Annotated in this window: 19 protein-coding genes; 13 read left to right on the top strand and 6 right to left on the bottom strand. The window is 45.1% G+C overall.

Annotated elements, in window-relative coordinates; genetic code table 11:
- The first annotated feature begins 2 nt into the window (after nt 1-2).
- Entirely contained in the window at nt 3-143 is a 141-nt protein-coding gene (locus NDI42_RS14140; RefSeq protein ID WP_190453639.1) for a hypothetical protein, read from the top strand.
- Here the strand turns inward: NDI42_RS14140 and NDI42_RS14135 are convergent.
- Nucleotides 127-2,406: a sensor histidine kinase gene (locus NDI42_RS14135; RefSeq protein WP_190453634.1), complete on the bottom strand. Its 2,280-nt coding sequence runs from the start codon at nt 2,404-2,406 to the stop codon at nt 127-129. The two genes, NDI42_RS14140 and NDI42_RS14135, sit on opposite strands and share 17 nt — an antisense overlap.
- A 400-nt stretch (nt 2,407-2,806) precedes the next feature.
- Here NDI42_RS14135 and speD point away from each other — a divergent pair, with 400 nt between their 5' ends.
- The 4 genes from speD (at nt 2,807) to NDI42_RS14115 (ending at nt 6,317) form a co-directional block, all read left to right on the top strand.
- Complete coding sequence (gene speD / locus NDI42_RS14130) at nt 2,807-3,208, top strand: adenosylmethionine decarboxylase (protein WP_190436967.1); 402 nt, start codon at nt 2,807-2,809, stop codon at nt 3,206-3,208.
- Between the two features lie 61 nt (nt 3,209-3,269).
- Entirely contained in the window at nt 3,270-4,757 is a 1,488-nt protein-coding gene (locus NDI42_RS14125; RefSeq protein ID WP_190453630.1) for an SET domain-containing protein-lysine N-methyltransferase, read from the top strand.
- A 30-nt stretch (nt 4,758-4,787) separates the two neighbouring features.
- The gene (locus tag NDI42_RS14120) at nt 4,788-5,786 is read left to right on the top strand and encodes a cache domain-containing protein (RefSeq protein WP_348231415.1); all 999 of its coding nucleotides are present in this window, start codon (nt 4,788-4,790) and stop codon (nt 5,784-5,786) included.
- Between the two features lie 120 nt (nt 5,787-5,906).
- Nucleotides 5,907-6,317, top strand: coding sequence for an EamA family transporter (locus tag NDI42_RS14115; protein ID WP_190453624.1), 411 nt, complete (start codon nt 5,907-5,909; stop codon nt 6,315-6,317).
- A gap of 127 nt (nt 6,318-6,444) precedes the next feature.
- Here NDI42_RS14115 and NDI42_RS14110 read toward each other — a convergent pair whose 3' ends face one another.
- From NDI42_RS14110 to NDI42_RS14100, 3 genes are all read right to left on the bottom strand, one after another.
- Nucleotides 6,445-8,733 carry an ATP-binding protein gene (locus tag NDI42_RS14110; protein WP_199311087.1) on the bottom strand — a complete coding sequence of 763 codons (2,289 nt, stop codon included), beginning with the start codon at nt 8,731-8,733 and terminating at the stop codon, nt 6,445-6,447.
- A 328-nt stretch (nt 8,734-9,061) separates the two neighbouring features.
- Nucleotides 9,062-9,886 (bottom strand): M90 family metallopeptidase, encoded by an 825-nt coding sequence (locus tag NDI42_RS14105; protein WP_190453621.1) that lies wholly within the window; start codon nt 9,884-9,886, stop codon nt 9,062-9,064.
- A gap of 64 nt (nt 9,887-9,950) precedes the next feature.
- On the bottom strand, nt 9,951-10,139 hold the full coding sequence (locus NDI42_RS14100) for a hypothetical protein (protein WP_206755913.1): 189 nt from the start codon (nt 10,137-10,139) through the stop codon (nt 9,951-9,953).
- A 141-nt stretch (nt 10,140-10,280) separates the two neighbouring features.
- On the opposite strand from NDI42_RS14100, the gene NDI42_RS14095 reads away from it, so the two are divergent.
- The 7 genes from NDI42_RS14095 (at nt 10,281) to NDI42_RS14065 (ending at nt 17,898) form a co-directional block, all read left to right on the top strand.
- Nucleotides 10,281-11,501 (top strand): DUF4336 domain-containing protein, encoded by a 1,221-nt coding sequence (locus tag NDI42_RS14095; RefSeq protein WP_190453713.1) that lies wholly within the window; start codon nt 10,281-10,283, stop codon nt 11,499-11,501.
- Nucleotides 11,502-11,601: 100 nt separating this feature from the next.
- Nucleotides 11,602-12,501, top strand: a complete 900-nt coding sequence (locus NDI42_RS14090) for a hypothetical protein (RefSeq protein ID WP_190453617.1) — start codon at nt 11,602-11,604, stop codon at nt 12,499-12,501.
- A gap of 313 nt (nt 12,502-12,814) precedes the next feature.
- Nucleotides 12,815-14,737, top strand: a complete 1,923-nt coding sequence (locus NDI42_RS14085; RefSeq protein ID WP_190453614.1) for an Hsp70 family protein — start codon at nt 12,815-12,817, stop codon at nt 14,735-14,737.
- 130 nt (nt 14,738-14,867) lie between these two features.
- A complete protein-coding gene (locus NDI42_RS14080) occupies nt 14,868-15,479 on the top strand; it encodes an HAD family hydrolase (RefSeq protein ID WP_190453611.1) in 612 nt (203 codons plus the stop codon).
- 271 nt (nt 15,480-15,750) lie between these two features.
- Nucleotides 15,751-15,942, top strand: coding sequence for a type II toxin-antitoxin system Phd/YefM family antitoxin (locus NDI42_RS14075; protein WP_348231416.1), 192 nt, complete (start codon nt 15,751-15,753; stop codon nt 15,940-15,942).
- Nucleotides 15,942-16,328: a type II toxin-antitoxin system VapC family toxin gene (locus NDI42_RS14070; protein ID WP_190453605.1), complete on the top strand. Its 387-nt coding sequence runs from the start codon at nt 15,942-15,944 to the stop codon at nt 16,326-16,328. Before NDI42_RS14075 ends, NDI42_RS14070 begins: the two co-directional genes overlap by 1 nt.
- Nucleotides 16,329-16,431: 103 nt before the next feature.
- Nucleotides 16,432-17,898, top strand: a complete 1,467-nt coding sequence (locus NDI42_RS14065) for a sensor histidine kinase (RefSeq protein WP_190453603.1) — start codon at nt 16,432-16,434, stop codon at nt 17,896-17,898.
- Here NDI42_RS14065 and NDI42_RS14060 read toward each other — a convergent pair whose 3' ends face one another.
- Nucleotides 17,899-18,426, bottom strand: a complete 528-nt coding sequence (locus tag NDI42_RS14060) for a hypothetical protein (protein WP_190453600.1) — start codon at nt 18,424-18,426, stop codon at nt 17,899-17,901. It lies immediately after the preceding gene.
- A gap of 97 nt (nt 18,427-18,523) precedes the next feature.
- A complete protein-coding gene (locus NDI42_RS14055; RefSeq protein ID WP_190453597.1) occupies nt 18,524-19,033 on the bottom strand; it encodes a MarR family winged helix-turn-helix transcriptional regulator in 510 nt (169 codons plus the stop codon).
- Between the two features lie 113 nt (nt 19,034-19,146).
- Between NDI42_RS14055 and NDI42_RS14050 the strand changes: the two genes are divergently transcribed.
- Nucleotides 19,147-20,532, top strand: coding sequence for an ATP-binding protein (locus NDI42_RS14050; RefSeq protein WP_190453594.1), 1,386 nt, complete (start codon nt 19,147-19,149; stop codon nt 20,530-20,532).
- Nucleotides 20,533-20,769: the final 237 nt, after the last annotated feature.

Raw genomic sequence — 20,769 nt, 5'->3', positions numbered from 1 at the left:
GAGTGCGCCCAGCAAAAACTGATTTATGCGATCGCATTCTTGATGAAGTCAGAGCGATCGCACTGGCATTCATTGATCGTTTTACCGCTAAGCTTGCTCAGTCCGTCTTGTATCCCCTGAATGCCGTTAGACAGCAGCGCTGACTTGTTGACGGATGGGAATCTGAATCGCAAACTCGCTTCCCTCACCAGGAGTGGAGAAGCATTCCAATTTACCGCCATGTTTTTCGGTAATAATTTGATAGCTGATGGACATCCCCATCCCCGTTCCCTTCCCAATCGGTTTAGTTGTGAAGAAGGGATTGAATATCCGTTGCTGAACGTCTTTTGGAATACCAACGCCATTATCTGCGATCGCTATTTGCACCCATTGCGAATCAATCACTGAAGTGGAGATAGTGATTTGATCGGGATTGTCCTTTTTCTCCTGATAGGTGCAATTGGCTTTGGTTTCTTCGAGTGCATCAATCGCGTTTACCACGATATTCATTAAGACTTGGTTGAGTTGTCCCGGATAACACTCCACAAGGGGCAACTTTCCATAGTCTCGAATCACTGCGATCGCTGGACGGTCTGGTTTTGGTTTTAGGCGATGTTGCAATATCAGCAGCGTACTTTCAATTCCTTCATGGATATCCACTTCTTTCATGTCCGCTTCATCCAATCGAGAAAACGTCCTTAGCGATTTAACAATTTCTCGTATGCGTTCAGTCCCCAATTTCATAGATGAGAGTAACTTCAGCATATCTTCGTTGATAAACTCTAAATCTATATCAACAATTTTGGCTTCAATTGCCGGTGTGGGAACAGGATATTCCTCCTGGTAAAGCTGCACTAACTCTAGAAGATTCTGAGCATATTCATCTACAAAGGTGACATTGCCATGAATAAAGTTAACCGGATTATTAATTTCATGAGCTACTCCTGCAACCAATTGTCCCAAACTGGACATTTTTTCGGTTTGAATCACTTGTGCTTGAGTACGCCGCAAATCAGTAAGGGTTTGTGAAAGTTCTGCCGTCCTTGCTTCAACTCGATTTTCCAATTCGGCGTTAGTCTGTGCCAGTTCGTTAAAGGAATCTTGTAACTGAGAAGCCATGTGGTTAAAGGACTGTGCTACCGCATCTAACTCTTTGATGTTGGTAGTTTCCACCGTTTGGTCTAACTGTCCGGTGGCGATCGCTTCGGATGCTTGGCTCAATTTTAAGATGGGGCGAGTAATCCAGCGCGATGTGTAAATTCCTAAAATCGTTGCTACTGCCAATGCTCCCAGACACAGGAGGATAGTTGTGCGAGTGTTGGCATTAATTTGAGAATTGAAATCAGATTCCGGCACGGTGACAACCACCAGCCAGTCTAAGCCAAAGCGATCGCGCCAGTGAGTTACCTGAATAAACTGGCGCTGCCCGTTGAATTTCACCTCAAGTTCTTGAGTATTTTGAAGGGTTGTGAAATTATTAAATTGTTGTTTTAATTTTTCTGCCACGGCGCGAATCAATGGATCTGGGGTTTCTAGCGCACTCAGGCGTTTTGTCTCACCATTGATTTTGTGTACAACTGGTTGAGTGCTGGAACTGCCAATCAGCAAGCCATCGCGTTCCATGATAAAAACTTGTCCGGAAGGGCTAACTTTCAGGTTGTGAAGAAATTCACTCACATTTGTTAGCAGCAAATCTACCATCAAAAGGCTGCGTAACTTGCCCTTCTGGTCATAAATGGGATATCTAGCAGGAACTGCAACATAGTAATTAAGACCAATATCCGAAGTGCCACTTTGGCTTTTTATTGCCTTACCTGCTTCCGTAATCTGTACCGTATTCTCAAATGCGTAGGTATAGATAGCAGCCCAGGCTGGCTTACCTTTTTTGATGATGTCTTTCACTCCGGGTGGCAATAAAGGATCGGCCTGATAACTCTGCACCAGGCTTTTCCGGTTTCCCTGTTGATCGGCGGTGTAATCCGATGCTGCACCGTTTCCAGGGAGATTTTCATAAACTAGGAGATTCACGCCATTAACCCAACGCCCAGCGCCTGATTCGGCACCATTCGGTAGAGCATAGCCAATATAGCTAAGTGTTTCAAATGCTCTAGCTTGACTCCAGAAATACTGCTCGCTAGATTTGGGGTCATTCAGATTCAATCGTCCAGAAGCGATCGCATCTGCATTGATTTGGTTCAACTGCTGTGGCAGTGCCAAATAAGTATCCAAGTGTTCGTCAACCTGCTGACTGGCTTTGTCAATCAGTTGATTGGCTAGGTCATTGACTGCTTTCTGCCCGTTGATAAATGAGAGATAGCCAACTAGCCCTACCGCGGCAAATATTTGTAATAAAAAGGGAACTATCACAATCAGCCGCAGGGGGAACTGTTGAGTAGCCTTAGCAGCATAGCCGGGTTTGGCATTCATTCGCGTTACTCAGAGAACACAACGTTATACATAATTTTAGAGTTCCCAAATAGGTTAGTTTCCTAACGGCTTTTGAAGATATCGTTCAAATTTAGGCTGAATGGCATTGTCAAGTTAATCATGCAGCAATGCAAAAAGACAATACCTTACCCCAACAAAGCCAAAGTGAGGATTCGGGGCTTGCGGCTTAACAAATTGAAATATTGTGAAGTTAGTGTGAATTTGGTTGCTGATTTGGGAAAACTAAAAATGAGGTCACAAGATTTTCTGCTGCTGGCACTGATAACGTGGCTATACCGTTAGACCTGGGTAAACGTACTTCCAGGTTATTTAGTGCTGGGCGGGGATTTTGGGGCTGATTCAATCAGGGTCATGCAAGCAAAGTTGTAGGTAACTAGCTATGGAATTTTGTGGAACTCACCTTCTTGTTGAATTCAGTGATTGCCGTAACACAGAGCTTTTGGATGATCTAGACCAAATAGAAGAAGTGATGCGAGAAGGATTGAAAGTAGCCAATTTTACATTAGTGCAACTATTCAGCCATAAATTTTATCCAATTGGGGTGACTTCAGTGGCGATTGTCAGTGAATCTCATGTTTCGATACATACCTATCCTGAGACGGGTCATGCCTCAATTGATATCTTTCATTGTTCAGATGGTTCACTTCAACTTTTACGCCTGATGGACTATCTAAAGCTTCACTTTGAGCCATCTCAGTTTTCCTATGCTGAGGCTACACGAGGTCGCCATTTAAAAGTCTCGACAAGCACTTCAGCTTGTTTGCTTCACTCTGTAGCTTAAAAGTCAAGTAGCGCTAACTTTTAGAACTCCACAACTAAAACAACTCTCCGAGATTTCCAAAATGAAAGTATGCGTTCTGCAACCTGACTATTCTCCATCGACGGTAAACTTTGACTCCTCCACTTCACCGAGTTATTTTCCCAATCTGAAACCAGAAGATGAAGTAAATTCTGTACTTCTGAATAAAGCAACGATCTACCGTCAGTTAAAAGAGTTGAAGAAAGAGGGTTACGATATTTTTGTCAATCTTTGTCGAGGTTATAGACATTGGGATGTTCCTTCTTGCCATGAAGTAATGAGCGCATTGGAAGCGCTGAACCTTCCTTACACGGGTTCTGCGACAACTTTGTATGATTCTCCTAAGCAGGAAATGAAGCATATTGCTTATTTTGCAGGAGTTGATACACCAGCCTTTTGGGTTGCCGAAACACTGACTGATGTAGAGAATGCCTCTGTTGAACTAAATTTTCCTTTGTTTGTAAAACCAGCAGCGTCCGGAGATGGTCTGGGAATTGATGCGCGATCGCATATAACCACAAAAGAAGCTCTGTTAAGCAAAGCCACTGAACTAATTGCTGACTTCGATAGCATCCTGATTGAAGAGTACATCGCCGGACGCGAGTTCACAGTGCTTTTGGTTGCTAACCCAGAGGATGCTTGTTCGCCTATTGTGTATCAACCAATCGAATTTGTTCCACCCAAGGATGAGCATTTTCAATTTTACGATCTAAAACTTCGCAAAAGTCATCCAGAATGGTATGTTCCTTGTGACGATCCGCAGCTTGAGTTAAGTTTACGAGATGCGGCTAGACGACTATTTTTGGAAATGAATCAGGGTGGTTATGCTTCGATTGACTTGAGAGTTGACGAAAATGGAGAAATCTTTTTCCTAGAAGTCAATTCTCCTTGCGCTGTTTTTGGGACTCAGGGTCATGAAACGGTAGCAGATTATATTCTGAAGTTTGATCCAGCAGGTCACGCGGGATTTTTTAACCAGATAATTGCTGAGGGAATTACCGGACACCAGCGCCATCAGAAGAAATATCGCGTAGGAAAAAGCGCGATCGCAACCTATGGCATTTTTGCGACTCAGGATTTCAAAACTGGCGATGCAATCGTGCCAGGAGAAGCAAGAACACAACGCATTGTCACCCGTTCTCACGTTCAATCTCGCTGGACTGAAGCAGAGCAAGGATCTCTGTTGCGTTATATTTATCCTTTGGGTGAAGATATTCTGGTTTTGCGTGACTCAAATCCAGGGAACTGGATATTACAAAACCACTCTTGTGACCCCAACACCGGGTATCAAGGACTCGATCTGATTGCGCTACGGGATATCAAGGCGGGTGAAGAATTGACCGTAGATTTTGCTACATTCTGCGGTGAAGACATGGAGGGATTTCAGTGTATGTGTGGATCTCCTAAATGTCGCGGAGACATTCAATTCGCATCTTGTTGCAAACCAGGAAAAAATTCCACCTATTCCCTAAATTTGATGCAGACAGAAATGCTTGCACAACGGGTATTGGAAGCTTCCACCCAGCCTTGATAGTTGTCAATGATACCAACAAAATTCTGTATGCAAATGACAGATCAACATCAAACAAACTCAGCCGAAGTGGATTTGACCCAAACAGTCCATAACTTGGCATATCGATTAATCAGCCAAGCTGGTCAGCGTGTCAGCGAACGGTTAACCGCGTATATGGCGCTACCCCACCAACTGAATCAACTGAATGCAGACATAGTTGCTGCGGGTCAACTGGATCTCAACAATGCGATCGCTTGCGAGCAGCATTTATGGAGGCTTGCTAAAATCTTTCCCAGTATTAGCTATATCGGTTTTGCCTTAACTGATGGCAGTAAAGAATCAGGCGCTGGAAGATGGATTGAGAGAACACAATTGTCGGTTTACGAAAATCGGAATTTCAAAGGCTGCGATTATGCAACCGATGAGCAGGGAAACCGCACTCATCTAATCCAAAGCTATGATTATGATGCCCTGTCGCAGCCTTGGCATAAGCAGGCGCTTGAGGCAGGTAAACCGATTTGGACTCACATTTTCACGGCTGATATTGATGATGTAGAGGTTGCTGATGAAGAGTCTGTGCAACCTGAAGATACTTCCTCTAATGTCGGTTATCAAAATTATGTTGCTGTTAATGCCGAACGTCCACTCTATGACAAAGATGGCAAGCTGTTTGGGTTGGCAATTGTTGATGTGCTACTAAGCGAAATCAGCAAGTTTCTGGGTACCCTGAAAGTCAGTCCTTCGGCACAAATTTTTATTATGGAGCGCGATGGAATGTTGGTTGGCAGTGCTGATGAGCATTCCATTGTCCATAGAGTGGATGGCAGATTGGAACGGTTTAATGCTCTCAACACGCCAAATTTAGCAATTCGTTCCATTGCGGAAGAGTTGCAAAAACGGTTTCACAGCTTTCAAACGATTCAGGAGCAACAGTTTGATTTCTCATTAAACGGCGATCGTCAGTTTGTTTATGTAACTCCTTGGCAGGAGGAATATGGATTGGACTGGCTTGTGGTTGTTGGCGTACCTAAATCGGATTTGATTTGATTGCGGATAGCCATCTTGCTTTAATGTGAGTAGTAACATTTCTTTTGTAGAGACGGGCATAGCACGTCTCTACAAAGATTAAAATGTCTAATTATTGTTTGAATGTGAGGTTATTGAATAATGCAAGAGTGGATCTTACCAACATTAGGCGCTTTAGTTGTGTGGGGATTTTGGGGGTTTATTCCTAAACTGACCACGAGCTATTTGCAGCCAAGAAGTGCGATTGTTTACGAAGTAGTGGGCGCTTTAATATTAGGTATAATCGTCCTCGTTTCTTCGCGATTCCAACTGGACGTACATCCCAAAGGGATTGCATTTGCTATAACTACGGGGATGCTGGGTTTTATAGGTGCTTTTTGCTTCCTCATGGCAGTTTCTAAAGGCCCAGTTACTTTGGTAGCAACGATATCTGCTCTTTACCCTGTTATCAGCATTCTTCTTGCGGTATTTATATTACATGAATCAGTCACGCTCCAGCAGAGCGTGGGAATTGCACTGGCTATTTTAGCAATGATTCTAGTCACCGCTTAGGGATTTATCAAAATAGCTAGTTGCAACAGGTCTTTAAGCTAGTTATTAATAGAAGGCGGGAATTTTAAGTTAATTGCTAGGGCGCGATCGCAAAGCGGAGCATATACTCTCTCACGCTTCCCAAAGGCTATGCCAACGCGCCCTTAACGGGTTTGAAAGTTTGGCGAATGGGTATCTCAATTGCGAACTCTGCTCCTTGTCCGGGTGCGGAATGGCAATATAATTTCCCGCGATGTTTTTCAGTCACAATTTGATAACTGATGGAGAGTCCTAAACCAGTCCCTTTGCCAATCGGCTTGGTAGTGAAGAAGGGATCAAAAAGTTTGCTTCGCACATCCTCCGCCATTCCTTGACCGTTATCCGCTATGCGAACAATCACCCAATTAGAATGGCTTAATTCTGTAGAAATTTTAATGGTACTTGGATTACTTGCAATCTCTTGAAAGGTACGTTTTTTATCGGATTCATGCAACGCATCAATTGCATTCGATAGTACATTCATGAACACCTGGTTGAGTTGACCCGGATAGCATTCTACCAACGGCATTTGGCTATAGTCTTTAAGGACTTGAATACCTGGATGATCAGAAGTGGGTTTCAAGCGGTTGAATAAGATTAGTAATGTGCTATCTAATCCTTCATGAATATCCACTTCTTTGAAGTCTGCTTCATCTAAACGGGAAAAGTTGCGGAGAGATTTGACAATTTCCCGAATGCGCTCGGCTCCTAGTCGCATTGAAGCCAACAACTTGGGAAAATCTTGCCTTAAAAAGTCGAGGTCTATCTCTTCGATCTCATCTTGAATGTTTGCAGGGGAATTGGGATATTCCTGCTGATAAAGATTTACCAGATTCAGCAAGTTTTGGGCATATTCTTCTGTATGTATCAAATTGCCATGAATAAAGTTAACCGGATTATTAATTTCATGGGCTACTCCAGCAACCAATTGTCCCAAACTGGACATTTTTTCTGTTTGGATCAGTTGTATTTGGGTATGCTGCAAATCAGTAAGCGTTTGTGAAAGTTCTGCTGTCCGTGCTTCAACTCGATTTTCCAATTCGGCGTTAGTCTGCGCTAGTTCGTTAAAGGAATCTTGTAACTGAGAAGCCATGTGGTTAAAGGACTGTGCCACCGCATCTAACTCTTTGATGTTGGTAGTTTCAACCGTTTGGTCTAACTGTCCAGTAGCGATCGCTTCGGATGCTTGGCTTAACTTTAATATGGGACGAGTAATCCAGCGTGATGTGTAGATTCCCAAAAGCGTTGCTACTGCCAATGCTCCCAGACACAGGACGATCGTTGTGCGAGTGTTGGCATTAATTTGAGAATTGAAATCAGATTCCGGCACGGTGACAACCACCAGCCAGTCTAACCCAAAGCGATCGCGCCAAGGAGTGACCTGAATAAACTGACGCTGCCCGTTGAATTTCACCTCAATTTCTTGAGTATTTTGAAGGGTTTTGAAATTATTGAATTGTTGTTTTAATTTTTCTGCCACGGCGCGAATCAATGGATCTGGGGTTTCTAGCGCACTAAACCGGGTTGTTTTGCCATCGACTTTCTGTACGACTGGTTTAGTGCTGGAACTGCCAATCAGCAAGCCATCGCGTTCCATGATAAAAACTTGTCCGGAAGGGCTAACTTTCAGGTTGCGAAGAAATTCACTCACATTCGTTAGCAGCAAATCTACCATCAGAAGACCCAACAGATTACCCTTCTGGTCATAAACTGGATATCTAGCGGGGACTGCGACATAGTAATTGATCCCAAGATTGGAAACTGTGTTTTGGCTTTGCAGTGCCTTGCCTGCTTCAGCGATTTCTACAGTGCTTGTCTCAAATGTAGAGATCCCAGACCAGCCTGGTCTACGTGTTCTCAGCACTTGCTTATTCCAAAGGTTCGCTAACGGATCGTTCTGATAGCTTTGCACAAGGCTTTTCCGGTTTCCCTGGTCGTCAGCGAGATAGTCTGATGCCAGACCGCCTCTGCGGGGATTTTCATAGACAAGGAGATCGACTCCATTGACCCAACGTCCCGCACCTGATTCTCTACCATCCGGTAAGGCACAGCCAATGTAGCTAAGATTTTTAAAAGCTCTGGCTTGACTCCAGAAATACTGCTCACTCGCTTTGGGGTTATTCAGATTTAATTGTCCAGAAGCGATCGCATCTGCATTGATTTGGTTCAACTGCTGTGGCAGTGCCAAATAAGTATCCAAGTGTTCGCCAACCTGTTGACTGGCTTTGTCAATCAGTTGATTGGCTAGGTCATTGACTGCTTTCTGCCCGTTGATAAATGAGAGATAGCCAACTAACCCTACCGCGGCAAATATTTGTAATACAAAGGGAACTATAAGAATTAGACGCAGGGGAAACTGTTGAGTAGCCTTAGCAGGACGATCTGTTTTGATGTTCAAGGGAGTGGCTCAGCAGAAAGTTTCAAGTAAGTACACAAAAGTATTGAATCTTACTTTATAGTTCCCGAATGGAGATTAAAAATACCATTTGAGCTTAAGTTTCAGTAGAAAGGCTTAAACGAGAGCGATCGCAGCTTAATTCCAGCCCACTTGTCAGAATTGCCTGGTTTCGTTTCAGTATGCGATTAAGCAGCCTCCCTGACTTGTCGCCGGATGGGATGGATCGCCAACTCGGTTCCCTTACCACAGGTGGAGAAGCACTTCTGTTTTCCCCAAGCAAAAGGTAAACTATGCGATCGCCCCTCACCTTAGATGGAGTTGAACCTATCTAAATCCATTGCACCGGATCGAGTTGATAGTAGCGTTGCAGTTGCTCGTAAAGTGCCGGATGCTTCTTCAGTAATTGGTGGGGTTTTTCAAAGAATGTCTCAGTCGCTACGGCAAAAAATTCGGCGGGATTCGTTGCACCATAACTATCCATTACCGTCTTTACGCCTCGTTGAATATCATTGCAGAGTTCTTGATATTCTTCTGTCATCACCTTTGCCCAAATAGGATAATCTGAGTCTCGGTGCAAAATAGGAACACCCTCAGCTTTACCATCTTCTTGATCCAACTGATGGGCAAATTCATGAAGCACAACGTTATGTCCATCCCGCCAATTGTAAGTATCGTGTTTCACCTGTTCCCAAGACAGTACCAGTTGGTCATTTGTCCACGATTCCCCCAGTCTAGCTACACGCCTTTCTTCCACAATAAAATTTCCTGTGTAAGCTGTTTCATTCACAAGATACGTGCTGGGGTAAACCAGAATTGAACGAAGTTTAGGAAAGTAAGTTTCTCGCTGGTTGAGTAGGAGTAAACAGGCGAAAGCCGCAATAATCACCTTCATTTCTTCCGTTACGTCTAATCCTCCACAACCAATAAATTGTTTTTCTGCTAAAAATACTTGAATGTGTCCCTGAAGTCGTTTTCGTTCAACGGGAGAGAGAAGAAGGTAAATAGGAAGATTATTTTCAACAATCGCATTCCACAGTAGTGGAAAAGGACGATCTTTTAAACGATTCCTGCGGCGTTTAACTAGGGCAGGATTGACTAAAATTCCAGTGATAATCAGTCCAATGAGCAGAAAAATAATTATTGCTTCAACCATTGACTTTTAAGCAGTTTATGCTGTCTGATTTACAGATAAGCTTGTGGGATGAAATATCCCTGAATTACTCGATAGGATTACATCTTTGTTGCCCGTTCAGAAAAACAGAGCGATCGCATTGATGGGGATGAACGGCCAGAGCGATCGCTGATTGTCTCCTTGCCGAGCTAGAAGATGAGCGGGCGTGGAAGGCGCATGAAGCGACGACAGATGACCACGGGGGTCTAGCCCAGATGGCGATCGCTATCTCCATATACAGACAGATAGCTCAAAAAACGAAACCTAAGATAGATTATTGTGTCAACCTTTGATCAACTCTAACTTCTGGAGATTAGATTAAAAATAGGTTGAGCGTTGGGATTTTGGGAGGAGTTGTGGCGTGGATAGAACCGCGATGAACGTGCAGGAAACACAGGAGCAAAGCATCCGTCCTGGGGACTTTACATGGCATTTCTGGCCTGCTTTGCCACTCTATCCATACGGCACCCGGCGGACACTCCGCAAAGAAGTGGTCAAGGACACGGTTTGGACATTCGACCAAGTTCAGGGCATTCTCTATGCTGTCGTGCCGATTCGGATGACCGTCGTTAAGCTCAAAGCAGGCGGCCTGCTCATTTATGCGCCAGTCGCGCCGACAGGAGAGTGTATCCGACTCGTCAAGGAATTGGTGGAACGATACGGCGATGTTAAGTACATCATCCTGCCAACGCTTTCCGGTTTAGAACACAAAATTTTCGTCGGCCCCTTCGCCAGACGCTTTCCGAACGCAGAAGTTTTTGTGGCTCCGAATCAGTGGAGTTTCCCAGTGAACCTCCCCTTAAGCTGGCTCGGTTTTCCCACTAAACGCACCCACATTCTCCCGGAGGACAGCGCTTCAGCGCCCTTTGGCGATGAGTTTGACTACGAGGTGCTGTACATCAATCTGGGACGGGGGTCATTTGGGGAAGTAGCATTATTTCACAAGCGATCGCGCACGCTACTCGTGACAGACTCCGTGCTTTCTGTGCCAGAAGAACCGCCGGAAATCGTCCAACTTGACCCGTACCCCTTACTGTTCCACGCCAAGGACGATGTATTTGATGTCGTTGAGGACAATGAGGAAAGTCGCCGCAAGGGATGGCAGCGCATCTCCCTGTTTGCGTTCTACTTCCGACCGAGTGCGCTAGAGGCGACCAAATTGGGGAAGTCGTTTCGCGATGCTCTCAAAGCGCCAGATCGGTCAAAGAAGGCTTATTTCGGTTGGTTTCCCTTCCAATGGAAGGAAGATTGGAAACAGTCGTTTGATGCACTGCGAGGCGGCGGTCGCCTGTTTGTAGCACCGATTCTACAGACGATTATCCTCAACCAAGCACCGAGAACAGTGCTGGGCTGGGCTGACAAGGTAGCCCGTTGGGATTTTGAGCGGATTGTTGGCTGCCACTTTGACTCGCCCATTCAGGCAAACCCGCGTCAGTTCCGGCAGGCGTTCGATTTCTTAGAGAAGAAGCTATCCGTGGCTGAAGGCGGATTTTCGAGCCATCAGCGCCTACCTGCGGCGGACTTTGAATTTCTCAGAGAACTTGAGGAGATGCTGACAAAGCTCCGCATTACGTCGCCGCCAAGGGAAAAGCTCTAAGGGATCTGGCAAAAGAACGTCAATCATGACGAAATTTCTGTTACTCGCCTCAGCTGTACGCCAAACTTGAAAAAGACACCGATCGTTGCGCTTTTGGGTGATGAAAACACTAATAACGCTTTTTGGTAAAGAACGCAACCAACTGGAGACAGAGATTGACAAGGCAACTAACCTGGAACAGGTAGTTCAGCTGGTGCAAAGCCGACTCGATAATCTTGAGAGGAATTACATCGGTGAGTTGAGCGTGGGGCAGATTCGTCTAGCTTCCTTTTTTCTGGACACGCTACGACAGTCTATCGCTACTCTCACGGCTGCCAACGAAACGAGATCCCAGCCACAGCCTGAGAAAATCGTTAAGCAAGTCAGAGGTCTCTCCAACAGCTTAATCCTGAAAGTCTTACAGGGACTCATCAGTATAAGCATCTTAGGTTCGTTATTTTCCCTGACTCAAGATACCGTTGGGGCTTGGATGGACATCTTGTTGATGACTGTGCTAGTAGGGCTGGAAGTTGTGTTCCAACTCGAAGGAGGCGGCGAAAATCGTTCCGACTCTCAGCAGCCTGTAGCACCACCCAAGCTGATTATGCAAGTTGATAGCAAAGCCTTTTTGGACAACCTTGGTGATGCTCTCAACACTATTGATCTTGCAGTCGCCTCGGCTGAACAAGTGAAAAAACCACTTGACGGTAGTGGAATAGAAGAGTTGCCAGAACTCCTGAATGTTGTTCAGAGGCTAACCGGTGCGTCATTTCTGCAAAAACCCCAGATGGCGCTTGAACTGACGAAACTTCTACCCCAGATTTTAATGGAGCAAGGAATACGAACCCAGATTTACCAACCAGGCGACAAGCATAGTGGGCGCGAGTATTTTGACTTTGAGCCAAGTATCGACCCTGAAGCCAGAGATTATGTAACTATAACTCCTGCCTTGTTGAAAGGCGATCGCTTACTCCGAAGAGGTCGAGTTGTTGAGCCAGCTTACTCTGAGACTAGAGAGTAAATTGTCTTGTTGTTACAGCTATGGAAGAGTGCCAAAGTCTTCATTTAAAAAGTTTTTTGGTATAGCAATCCTATTTGATTTGTGACTACCTTTTTTAAACGAACCGCAAAGGCCCAGAGAACACGGAGGAAGAGAGAGAATTTGATAAATGGATTAGGATTGCTATAGCATCCCATTTTTTTCAATTCCTCGGACAGACATCTCGCCTGTCTGTGGATATAGCGTAGGCAAGATGCCTGGGGCGAGATTTTTGCAAAATGGAAATGCACCCAGTGTTTCCCCTTCAAAATAAGAATTAGGGGATAGAAAAAGTATGGAAATTTTAGAAACAATTGGTTTCGATTTGGGACACGGTGAAACAGCTGTGGCTAAGGCGAGGGTTGAAAGCATCGAACCTCCAGAGATGCTTGAGGTCAATAATAAGAAAGTTCAAGTCACTGCTCTTGGCTGGCATCCGGAACTGGGTTATCTTGTCGGAGAACAAGCCTTAATCCAAGCTGGCGTTACTCAGCTGAAAATTTCTTTTAAGCAAAAACCCAACAACGATCCAAATTACAGAGAGACTATCCGCAGTTTCGTGGAAACCTACTACCGCCTTTTAAAAGAAAGCAAACAGATTGAAGGTGGAGAGAATAGCCAGTTTTATGTTGGGTGTCCGTCAGGATGGTCAGTAAGCGATCGCGAAGAATACCAAAAGCTACTTAAGGAATCTGGCATTGGTTTACTGAGTGTTGTACCGGAGTCGCGGGCGGCTTTCATGCAAGCCAAGGAAGCTGGTAAACTGGACTTCGACAAGCTCAAATCGTCGGTGCTAATTGTCGATATTGGCTCCTCAACTACAGATTTTACTCTGGTCAAGAGCTTGCACGAGATCCCGATAGATTTCGGGAGCAACGCCCTAGGAGCATCCCTAATCGACAAGGCGATTTTTGCCCGGACTCTCGCCAAACACGAAGAGAAAGCGTTACTCGAAAGAGTTTTTGGGCAATATCCCCATCACCAAGCTCGTTGCGAACTCGCCTGTCGCAAAGCTAAAGAAGACTACTTTTCTAACGAACAACTGTACAAGCATCCGCAAACATTTGCACGCGGCTTCGAGTCGATTAACGAACAAATTTACTTTGTTCCGCAAGTTAATGGAGCGATCGCGCAGGAGATTTTGAACCATCCTTTGTCTGAACTAGGAGACAAGAGTTGGATTCAATCTTTTCGCGAGGCGGTGACTGAGGCGAAGGAACAACTTGACCAACAGGGTATTGTTCCGAAAGTTGTGCTGATGACTGGCGGCGCATCCCGGATGAACTTTACCCGCGATATTTGCCAGGAGATTTTCCCGGAACCCGAAACACAGGTTCGCCCAGATCCAGAACCGGAACGGTGCATTGCACTAGGTTTATCGCGGGTAGGACGATGGGATATGCGTGCGAGTGCATTTAAAGAAGAAGTTAAGCAACTGTTCGACTCGAAGAAGCTGAAAGAACTCGTTGAGAGACATATCCCAGAGTTAATCGAACAACTGACGTTACCTTTATCACAGGGTTTGATTGAAAATGTAGTTAAACCAGGTCTGAAAGATTGGCGAAACAACAAAGTACGGACTTTAGCCGATTTGGAAAATGCCTTGAAGAGAAGCGCAGAGGAGTGGATTAAAAGCGATCGCGCCAGACTTATCATCAAAAATCAATCTGTCACTTGGTTTAACAGCAAAATTCAACCCGACTTAGCCGCAGAAACCGACCCGATTTGTCGAAAGTTCCAAATACCCAGAAGTAGCTTGAGGTTTGAGGAAGGGATCGACCCTGCCGTAGTCAACCCGGAGCTGTCAATTGGGGATGCTATCCTTGCTGATACAGTGGGATTTATCGTCAATGTGGTGATTGGTGGAGGTACTATCGGTAGCATCATTGCTCTGGTTCTCACGGGGCATTTGACTTGGCCGATTGTGCTAATATATGGTGCTTCTGTGCTTGCTGCTGGAGTGGAGATAACTCGGAGCAAAACCCAAGAAGCTATCAAGGAAAATGTTGATGTTCCTAGTTGGAGTCGTGGCGTTCTTTTAAGCGATAGCAAGCTTGATTCTATCTGCGAGCAAATGAATCCTGAGTTAGAAAATGTTTTTAGAAAACAGTTGACAGAGAATCGGGAGACTTTTAACGAACTGATTGCGAAAGTTGGGCAAGAACTTAAAAAAGCCTTAAATACTAAAGCTCAAGAGGCAATCATTCTGATTCAATAGAAGTAAATTTTGATTAATTCTAGGTTGGGGAGCCATCCCCAACCTACGGCCACTTGGGGATTTTTAACTTATTCGTGAACCGTATTAGGATTAAAACGCGATCGCTATTTAGCTTGAATAACCTAACCACATGAACACAAAACCTATTCTGCCACAGCCACCTTATGCCGCACTAATTTTTGACTGTGATGGGACTTTGGCGGATACCATGCCTATTCATTTTCAGACATGGACAGCGACGCTGCGCTCGTTCGGTGTAGAGTTAAATGAAGAATGGTTCTTTAAGCGGAGTGGCATATCTGCAAAGGAACTTATCCACACGCTTAACAGCGAATTTGGTTATAGTCTTGATGAAAAATTGACATTTGCAGATAAGCAACGTCGTTATATTGCTTTAGCACATACAGCAGTGGAAATTCAGGCAGTAGCGGATATTGCCCGGACTCACTATGGTAAAGTGCCGATGGCTGTGGCTAGTGGTGGTCATCGCCCTCTGGTAGAAGCAACCCTGGATGCTATTGGCTTGCGATATCTTTTCGATACTGTTGTAACTGTGAATGATGTAGCGCAGGGTAAGCCTGCTCCCGACATCTTCCTATTAGCTGCGAAGCGTTTGGGAGTTGCGCCAGAAGAATGTATTGTCTATGAAGATAGCGACGGAGGAATAGAAGCCGCTAATCGCGCCTTAATGCGGGTAATTGATGTGCGCGTCCTCTGGCGTTCTGAGGCTGGTACTTTTTGACACAGATTGAGGATGCGATCACATCCAGCACTAAGCGTTGCTAAATTCGCACCAAATAACCGATTTTTGATGTCAAGATAAATTTAGGAATACAGAGGTTATAGCCATGCAGCAAATAAATCTCGACGAAGCATCTAAACATCTATCCGACTTAATCGAAGCAGCACTTAGAGGCGAAGAAATCGTCATCGCCAAAGACGATCAGCCTGTTTTTAAATTAACTCCAGTGTGGCCAGCTAAAGGTCGCCCCCAGTTTGGCAGTGCTAAAAGCTTGGTTACAATCTTAATCGAAGCCGCACTTAGAGGCGAAGAAATCGTCATCGCCAAAGACGATCAACCTGTTGTCAAATTAACTCCAGTGTCACCAGTTAAGCGTCGCCGCCAGCCTGGAAGCGCTAAAGGTTTGGTTACAATATCGGATGATTTTGATGAGCCTCTAGAAGACTTTAAGGACTATATGTAATGAGGCTGCTGATAGACACCCATATCTTTATTTGGTATGTCATGGATATTCGGAAAATTAGTGCTAGAGTACGGGCGCTAATTGATGATGAGGATAACGACATTCTCCTTAGTACAGCTAGTATCTGGGAAATGGCAATTAAGCATAGCAAAGGGAAGCTGAGTTTTAGTCTGCCATTTGAAATATTCATCACACAGCAACTCAGTCTTAATAACTTCAATTTGCTGGATATTAAAATAAATCACATCGATGTTATTGCGGCGCTACCTTTTCATCATCGCGATCCATTTTATCGGCTTTTGATTGCACAGTCTATGGTGGAAAGGATACCCATTCTGAGTGCTGATTCTGCCTTTGATGCTTATCCAATTACTCGGCTGTGGTAAGTAGCACACAAAAAGAGCGTTCTGAGGCTGGTACTCTATAAACACATTCTGGGCAAATCGCGCATAATCATTGAGAAAGCGATCGCATGGGGAAGGTGTGATAATGCTCGACATCAAAAACGCTTTACGGCAAGTGCCACTCTTTACAGAAATACCGGAAGCAAAGTTGGACTGGTTGTGCGAACAGGGTACAGAAGTATGGCGACAAGCGGGTGAAATTCATCGGGCAGAAGGAGATCCCGCAGACCATGTTTTTGTGCTGCTAGAAGGTGAAGTTCGGATAACGCAGAAGGTTGGCGAACAAGAAATCGTATTAGCTACCTACGAACCGCAAACGCTGTTTGGCGAGTTACCCGTTTTAATGGGTGAAGAATACTTCTGGGCAAGTGGACGCGCCGTTACTCAATGCCATATTTTTGAGTTACCAAAAGACGCATTTTGGCAACTGTTGGCGGCTTGTTCTTGCGTGACTAAGGTTATTCTCCGCACGATGGCGTTGCGGATGCAAGCTATTCAAAATTTGTCGCAGCAGCGGGAAAAACTGGCAGCCCTCGGCACTTTGGCAGCTGGACTGGCTCACGAAATGAATAACCCCGCCGCAGCGGTGATTCGGGGTGCAACTAACTTGCAAGATATCTTTGAAGAGTTGCCTTGCATGGCGCTGAAGCTGAATCAACAGCAGATGACAAAAGCCCAACTTGAGTTTCTTGCCGACTTGCAGTGCGACGTGACAAAGGGTGCTATGACAGCGCCTCGCCTCGATCCTCTGACGCAAAGCGACAAGGAGGAGGAAGTTACTGATTGGTTAGACGCGCACGATGTAAGCGATGGTTGGAAACTCGCCCCCACCCTGGTACAAGCAGGACTTGACACTCAATGGCTGGAAACTGTTGCAAAAAACGTGTCCGCCGATTCGCTCTCCGATGTGCTGACTTGGATTACAACGACGCTGACAGGCGTTGGGGTGTTATCCGAAATCGAGCAGGGTTCGGCGCGGATATCCCATCTGGTGAAAGCAATTAAAGATTACTCTTACATGGATCAAGCCCCACTGCAAGAGATAGACGTGCATGAAGGGCTGGAAAGTACGCTGACAATTCTCAGTCACAAGCTGAAACAAGGTATCGTGGTGAAGCGGGAATATGACCTGAATCTGCCGCGCATCACGGCTTATGGCAGCGAACTGAATCAGGTGTGGACGAATTTGATAGATAATGCGATCGCTGCTCTGGGATTGGTGGCTAGGGACTGGGGACTAAAGACTGGGAATACCCAATCCCTAATACCTACTATTTTGATTCGTACTAAGCACGAACACGATCGCGTTCTGGTGGAAATTGCCGACAACGGATCGGGTATACCGCCGGAAATTCAGCATCGCATCTTTGAGCCATTTTTCACTACCAAAGGTGTAGGAGAAGGCACTGGTTTAGGTTTAGATATGACTTACCGCATTGTCGGCAAACATTACGGCAATATCAGTTTAACCTCCAGGCCGGGTGACACACGCTTTTTGGTTCGTCTTCCTATTGCTGCTAATAACAAGCTCATAGAAAGAGAAATTGCCTAACTAAACGGAAGAATTGCTGTCAACTTTAACTACATTTCGTCTTCCCCACGGCTTAAGAACAGAAATAGCAATGATTACTAAAAGGCATAAAGTCTGAATTCCGCCACCAATAATTACTCCTTTGACATCAAACATATAAAGCGGATTTTCCAGCGCTTTTAGTCTTTCTGTATCGGAAATAGAGGTCATGGCGTTTGTCCACGGCCCAAGCCAAAAACTACCAAAGGTAATAAGTACAAGTGTGGAAATCCACTTAACAATAACCCAATAAAATTTCACAAATCCCCAGACTGTTAACCAGGAAAGCAGTCCACCAGTTAACAACGAACCGACTGCGGCCGGAATAACAATAAAGTCATCTAGCAACTTCACTATTGAATTAATCGCGTATAGTTCATCGCCATTTGTTGTATTTCTGTTACTTAAAGCGATGATTACCATGCTTAAAGCTGTTCCAAACCAAACTCCGATAAAACCAACGTGGGAAGACAATAACCAGTTTTTTTGCTTGACAGTTAGTTTGTTCATGAAGCGTGATGATCTAGGTTAAAATAATTTGCAGCCATACTATATGGCTCCTTACTAATTTACCATAAGTTGCCATACTATATGGCTCCTTATCAAATTATGGTTCGCGCATGGCAGGTGTTCCAGAGCCTAACTTTGCCAGCAACTCAATCAGTGTCTTCTTTTCAGCGTCAGTGAGATTAGCCATTAGGCCAGTGGTGCGGCAAAAGTGATCTGGGAGCATTTCATCAAGCAATTGCTGTCCCTTTTCTGTCAGTTGCACACTCAGCATCCGCCTGTCTGCCGGATGAGGTCGGCGTTTCACCAATCCGTCCCGTTCTAGTCCGTCAAGCAACCCAGTTATTGTGCCTCTAGTGACACCAGCACGTTCAGCGCACTCTGATGGGGTTAGTCCCGACTCGCCTGCTGGTAGTAGCTGCATCAGAAGGGTAAACTTGCCCATTGAAAGACCATAACGAGCAAAGTGAGTATCAAAAGCTTCATAGACATCAGCAGTGGTGTTCAGAAAAGCTAGGCAAGTTTGTACTGAAGCCATATCTAGTTCTGGGTAACGACTGGCAAGATTCAGTAGTATCTGGTTATTTGGGAGTGTGCGTAGTATGAACATGAGTTGCTGCTGATTAATTGGGAACCTTATTTTATGGTGGCTTAATTCAGAACTCACCCAGAAATAAGGGGATTGCCCTATGGTAGAAGTCAGAGTTAAACAAAGGTGTTGCGATGCTGCACGATCCAAACCAGAACGCACTGTTTCCGAAGTTACCTGATGAGGCGTTGCAGCAGATGAAGCAGCATGGGACTGAGATTCAGCTTGATGCGGGTGATGTGCTGTTTTCAGAAGGTGAGGAGAATTATAGTTTTCACGTTGTCCTAGAAGGCGAAATCGAGATCGTTAAGCTTGTTGGCGGCGAGAAGAGACTGCTGGCTATTCATCGCCGGGGCGAGTTTATGGGTGAACTTTCGATGTTAACAGGTTCTGGATCTATTGCCAGCGCACGCGCGATCGCTCCTTCTCGCGTTCTGCGGATCGAAATGGACACCTTTAAGCACATCATCGCCGAATGTTCTCCGATAGCTGATGTGGTGCTTTCGGCTATGGCGGGACGAACTCAAGACGTTGAAGTGCAACTCAGGCAACAGGAGAAACTGGCAGCACTTGGTAAAATGTCAGCAGGTCTGGCTCACGAGTTAAATAATCCAGCTTCTGCGGGACAAAGGGCTGCTGGACAATTGCGCGAGAACTTCCAAAACTTGCAATCTCTGGCTTTGCAGCTGAATTCCTTGTCCCCAGCGCAATTAAATTTTATTGTTGATGTTCATAAGGATGCGATCGCTCACGCTACCACATCATGCCCACTCGATCCTCTAACACAAAGCGACAAAGAAGAAGAGGTGACAGACTGGCTAGAAGCGCACGATGTTAGTAACGGCTGGAAACTCGCTCCGACACTTGTTAACGCCGGAATTGATACCAAAAAACTGGATACTCTTACCGACAATATCACCCAAGAATCTCTTAGCAACGTCCTCTTGTGGCTAGAAGCGACACTTGCTTCCTCTGGATTATTAAACGAAATTGAGCAGAGTACCGCCCGCATCTCTGACTTAGTGAAAGCAGTTAAAGCTTACTCCTACATGGATCAAGCGCCCCTGCAAGAAGTCGATGTGCATCAGGGCATCGAGAACACCCTGACCATCCTCAATCATAAGCTTAAGAAGGGAATTGTCGTCAAGCGCGACTACGACAAAAGTATTCCCCGCATCTGCGTTTACGGCAGCGAACTTAATCAAGTATGGACTAATTTGATTGACAATGCGATTGATGCGATGGATGGCAAAGGACAGCTGACGATCCGCACTTCCAGAGACAATAACTGCATACTGGTAGAAATTGCTGATAATGGGTTAGGTATCCCCCCAGCAATTCAATCTCGCATCTTTGAGCCATTTTTTACTACTAAAGGTGTGGGGAAAGGCACCGGGTTAGGTTTGGAAATTGCCTACCGCATTGTTGTTAAAAGGCACAAAGGCGACATCCACTTTGAGTCTAAGCCTGGTGACACCTGTTTTCGCGTTTATCTGCCCATAGAATGTTTAGATAATTAAGGCATTTTCTCCTCGTTCTCAGGCGGGGGCCTGCTAATGCTAAGAGTTGAGGGGCTTCCATAAATTAGGGGCTAAGAAGACGCTTAAATGTAGTGGTAAAAAAGTTAATTTATATTAACTATCTATAAAGAGCAAAAGCAAGTTTTGTTAAAAGGTTTGTCAGACAAAAATTATGAAAAATAGGTAATTTCACCGTTGATTCCACTATCTAATAATTGCTATATAGCGGTTCTCGGT

The sequence above is a fragment of the Funiculus sociatus GB2-C1 genome (genome assembly GCF_039962115.1).
In the GTDB taxonomy this organism is placed as follows: domain Bacteria; phylum Cyanobacteriota; class Cyanobacteriia; order Cyanobacteriales; family FACHB-T130; genus Funiculus; species Funiculus sociatus.
This window is presented reverse-complemented; position numbering and strand designations above follow the sequence as displayed.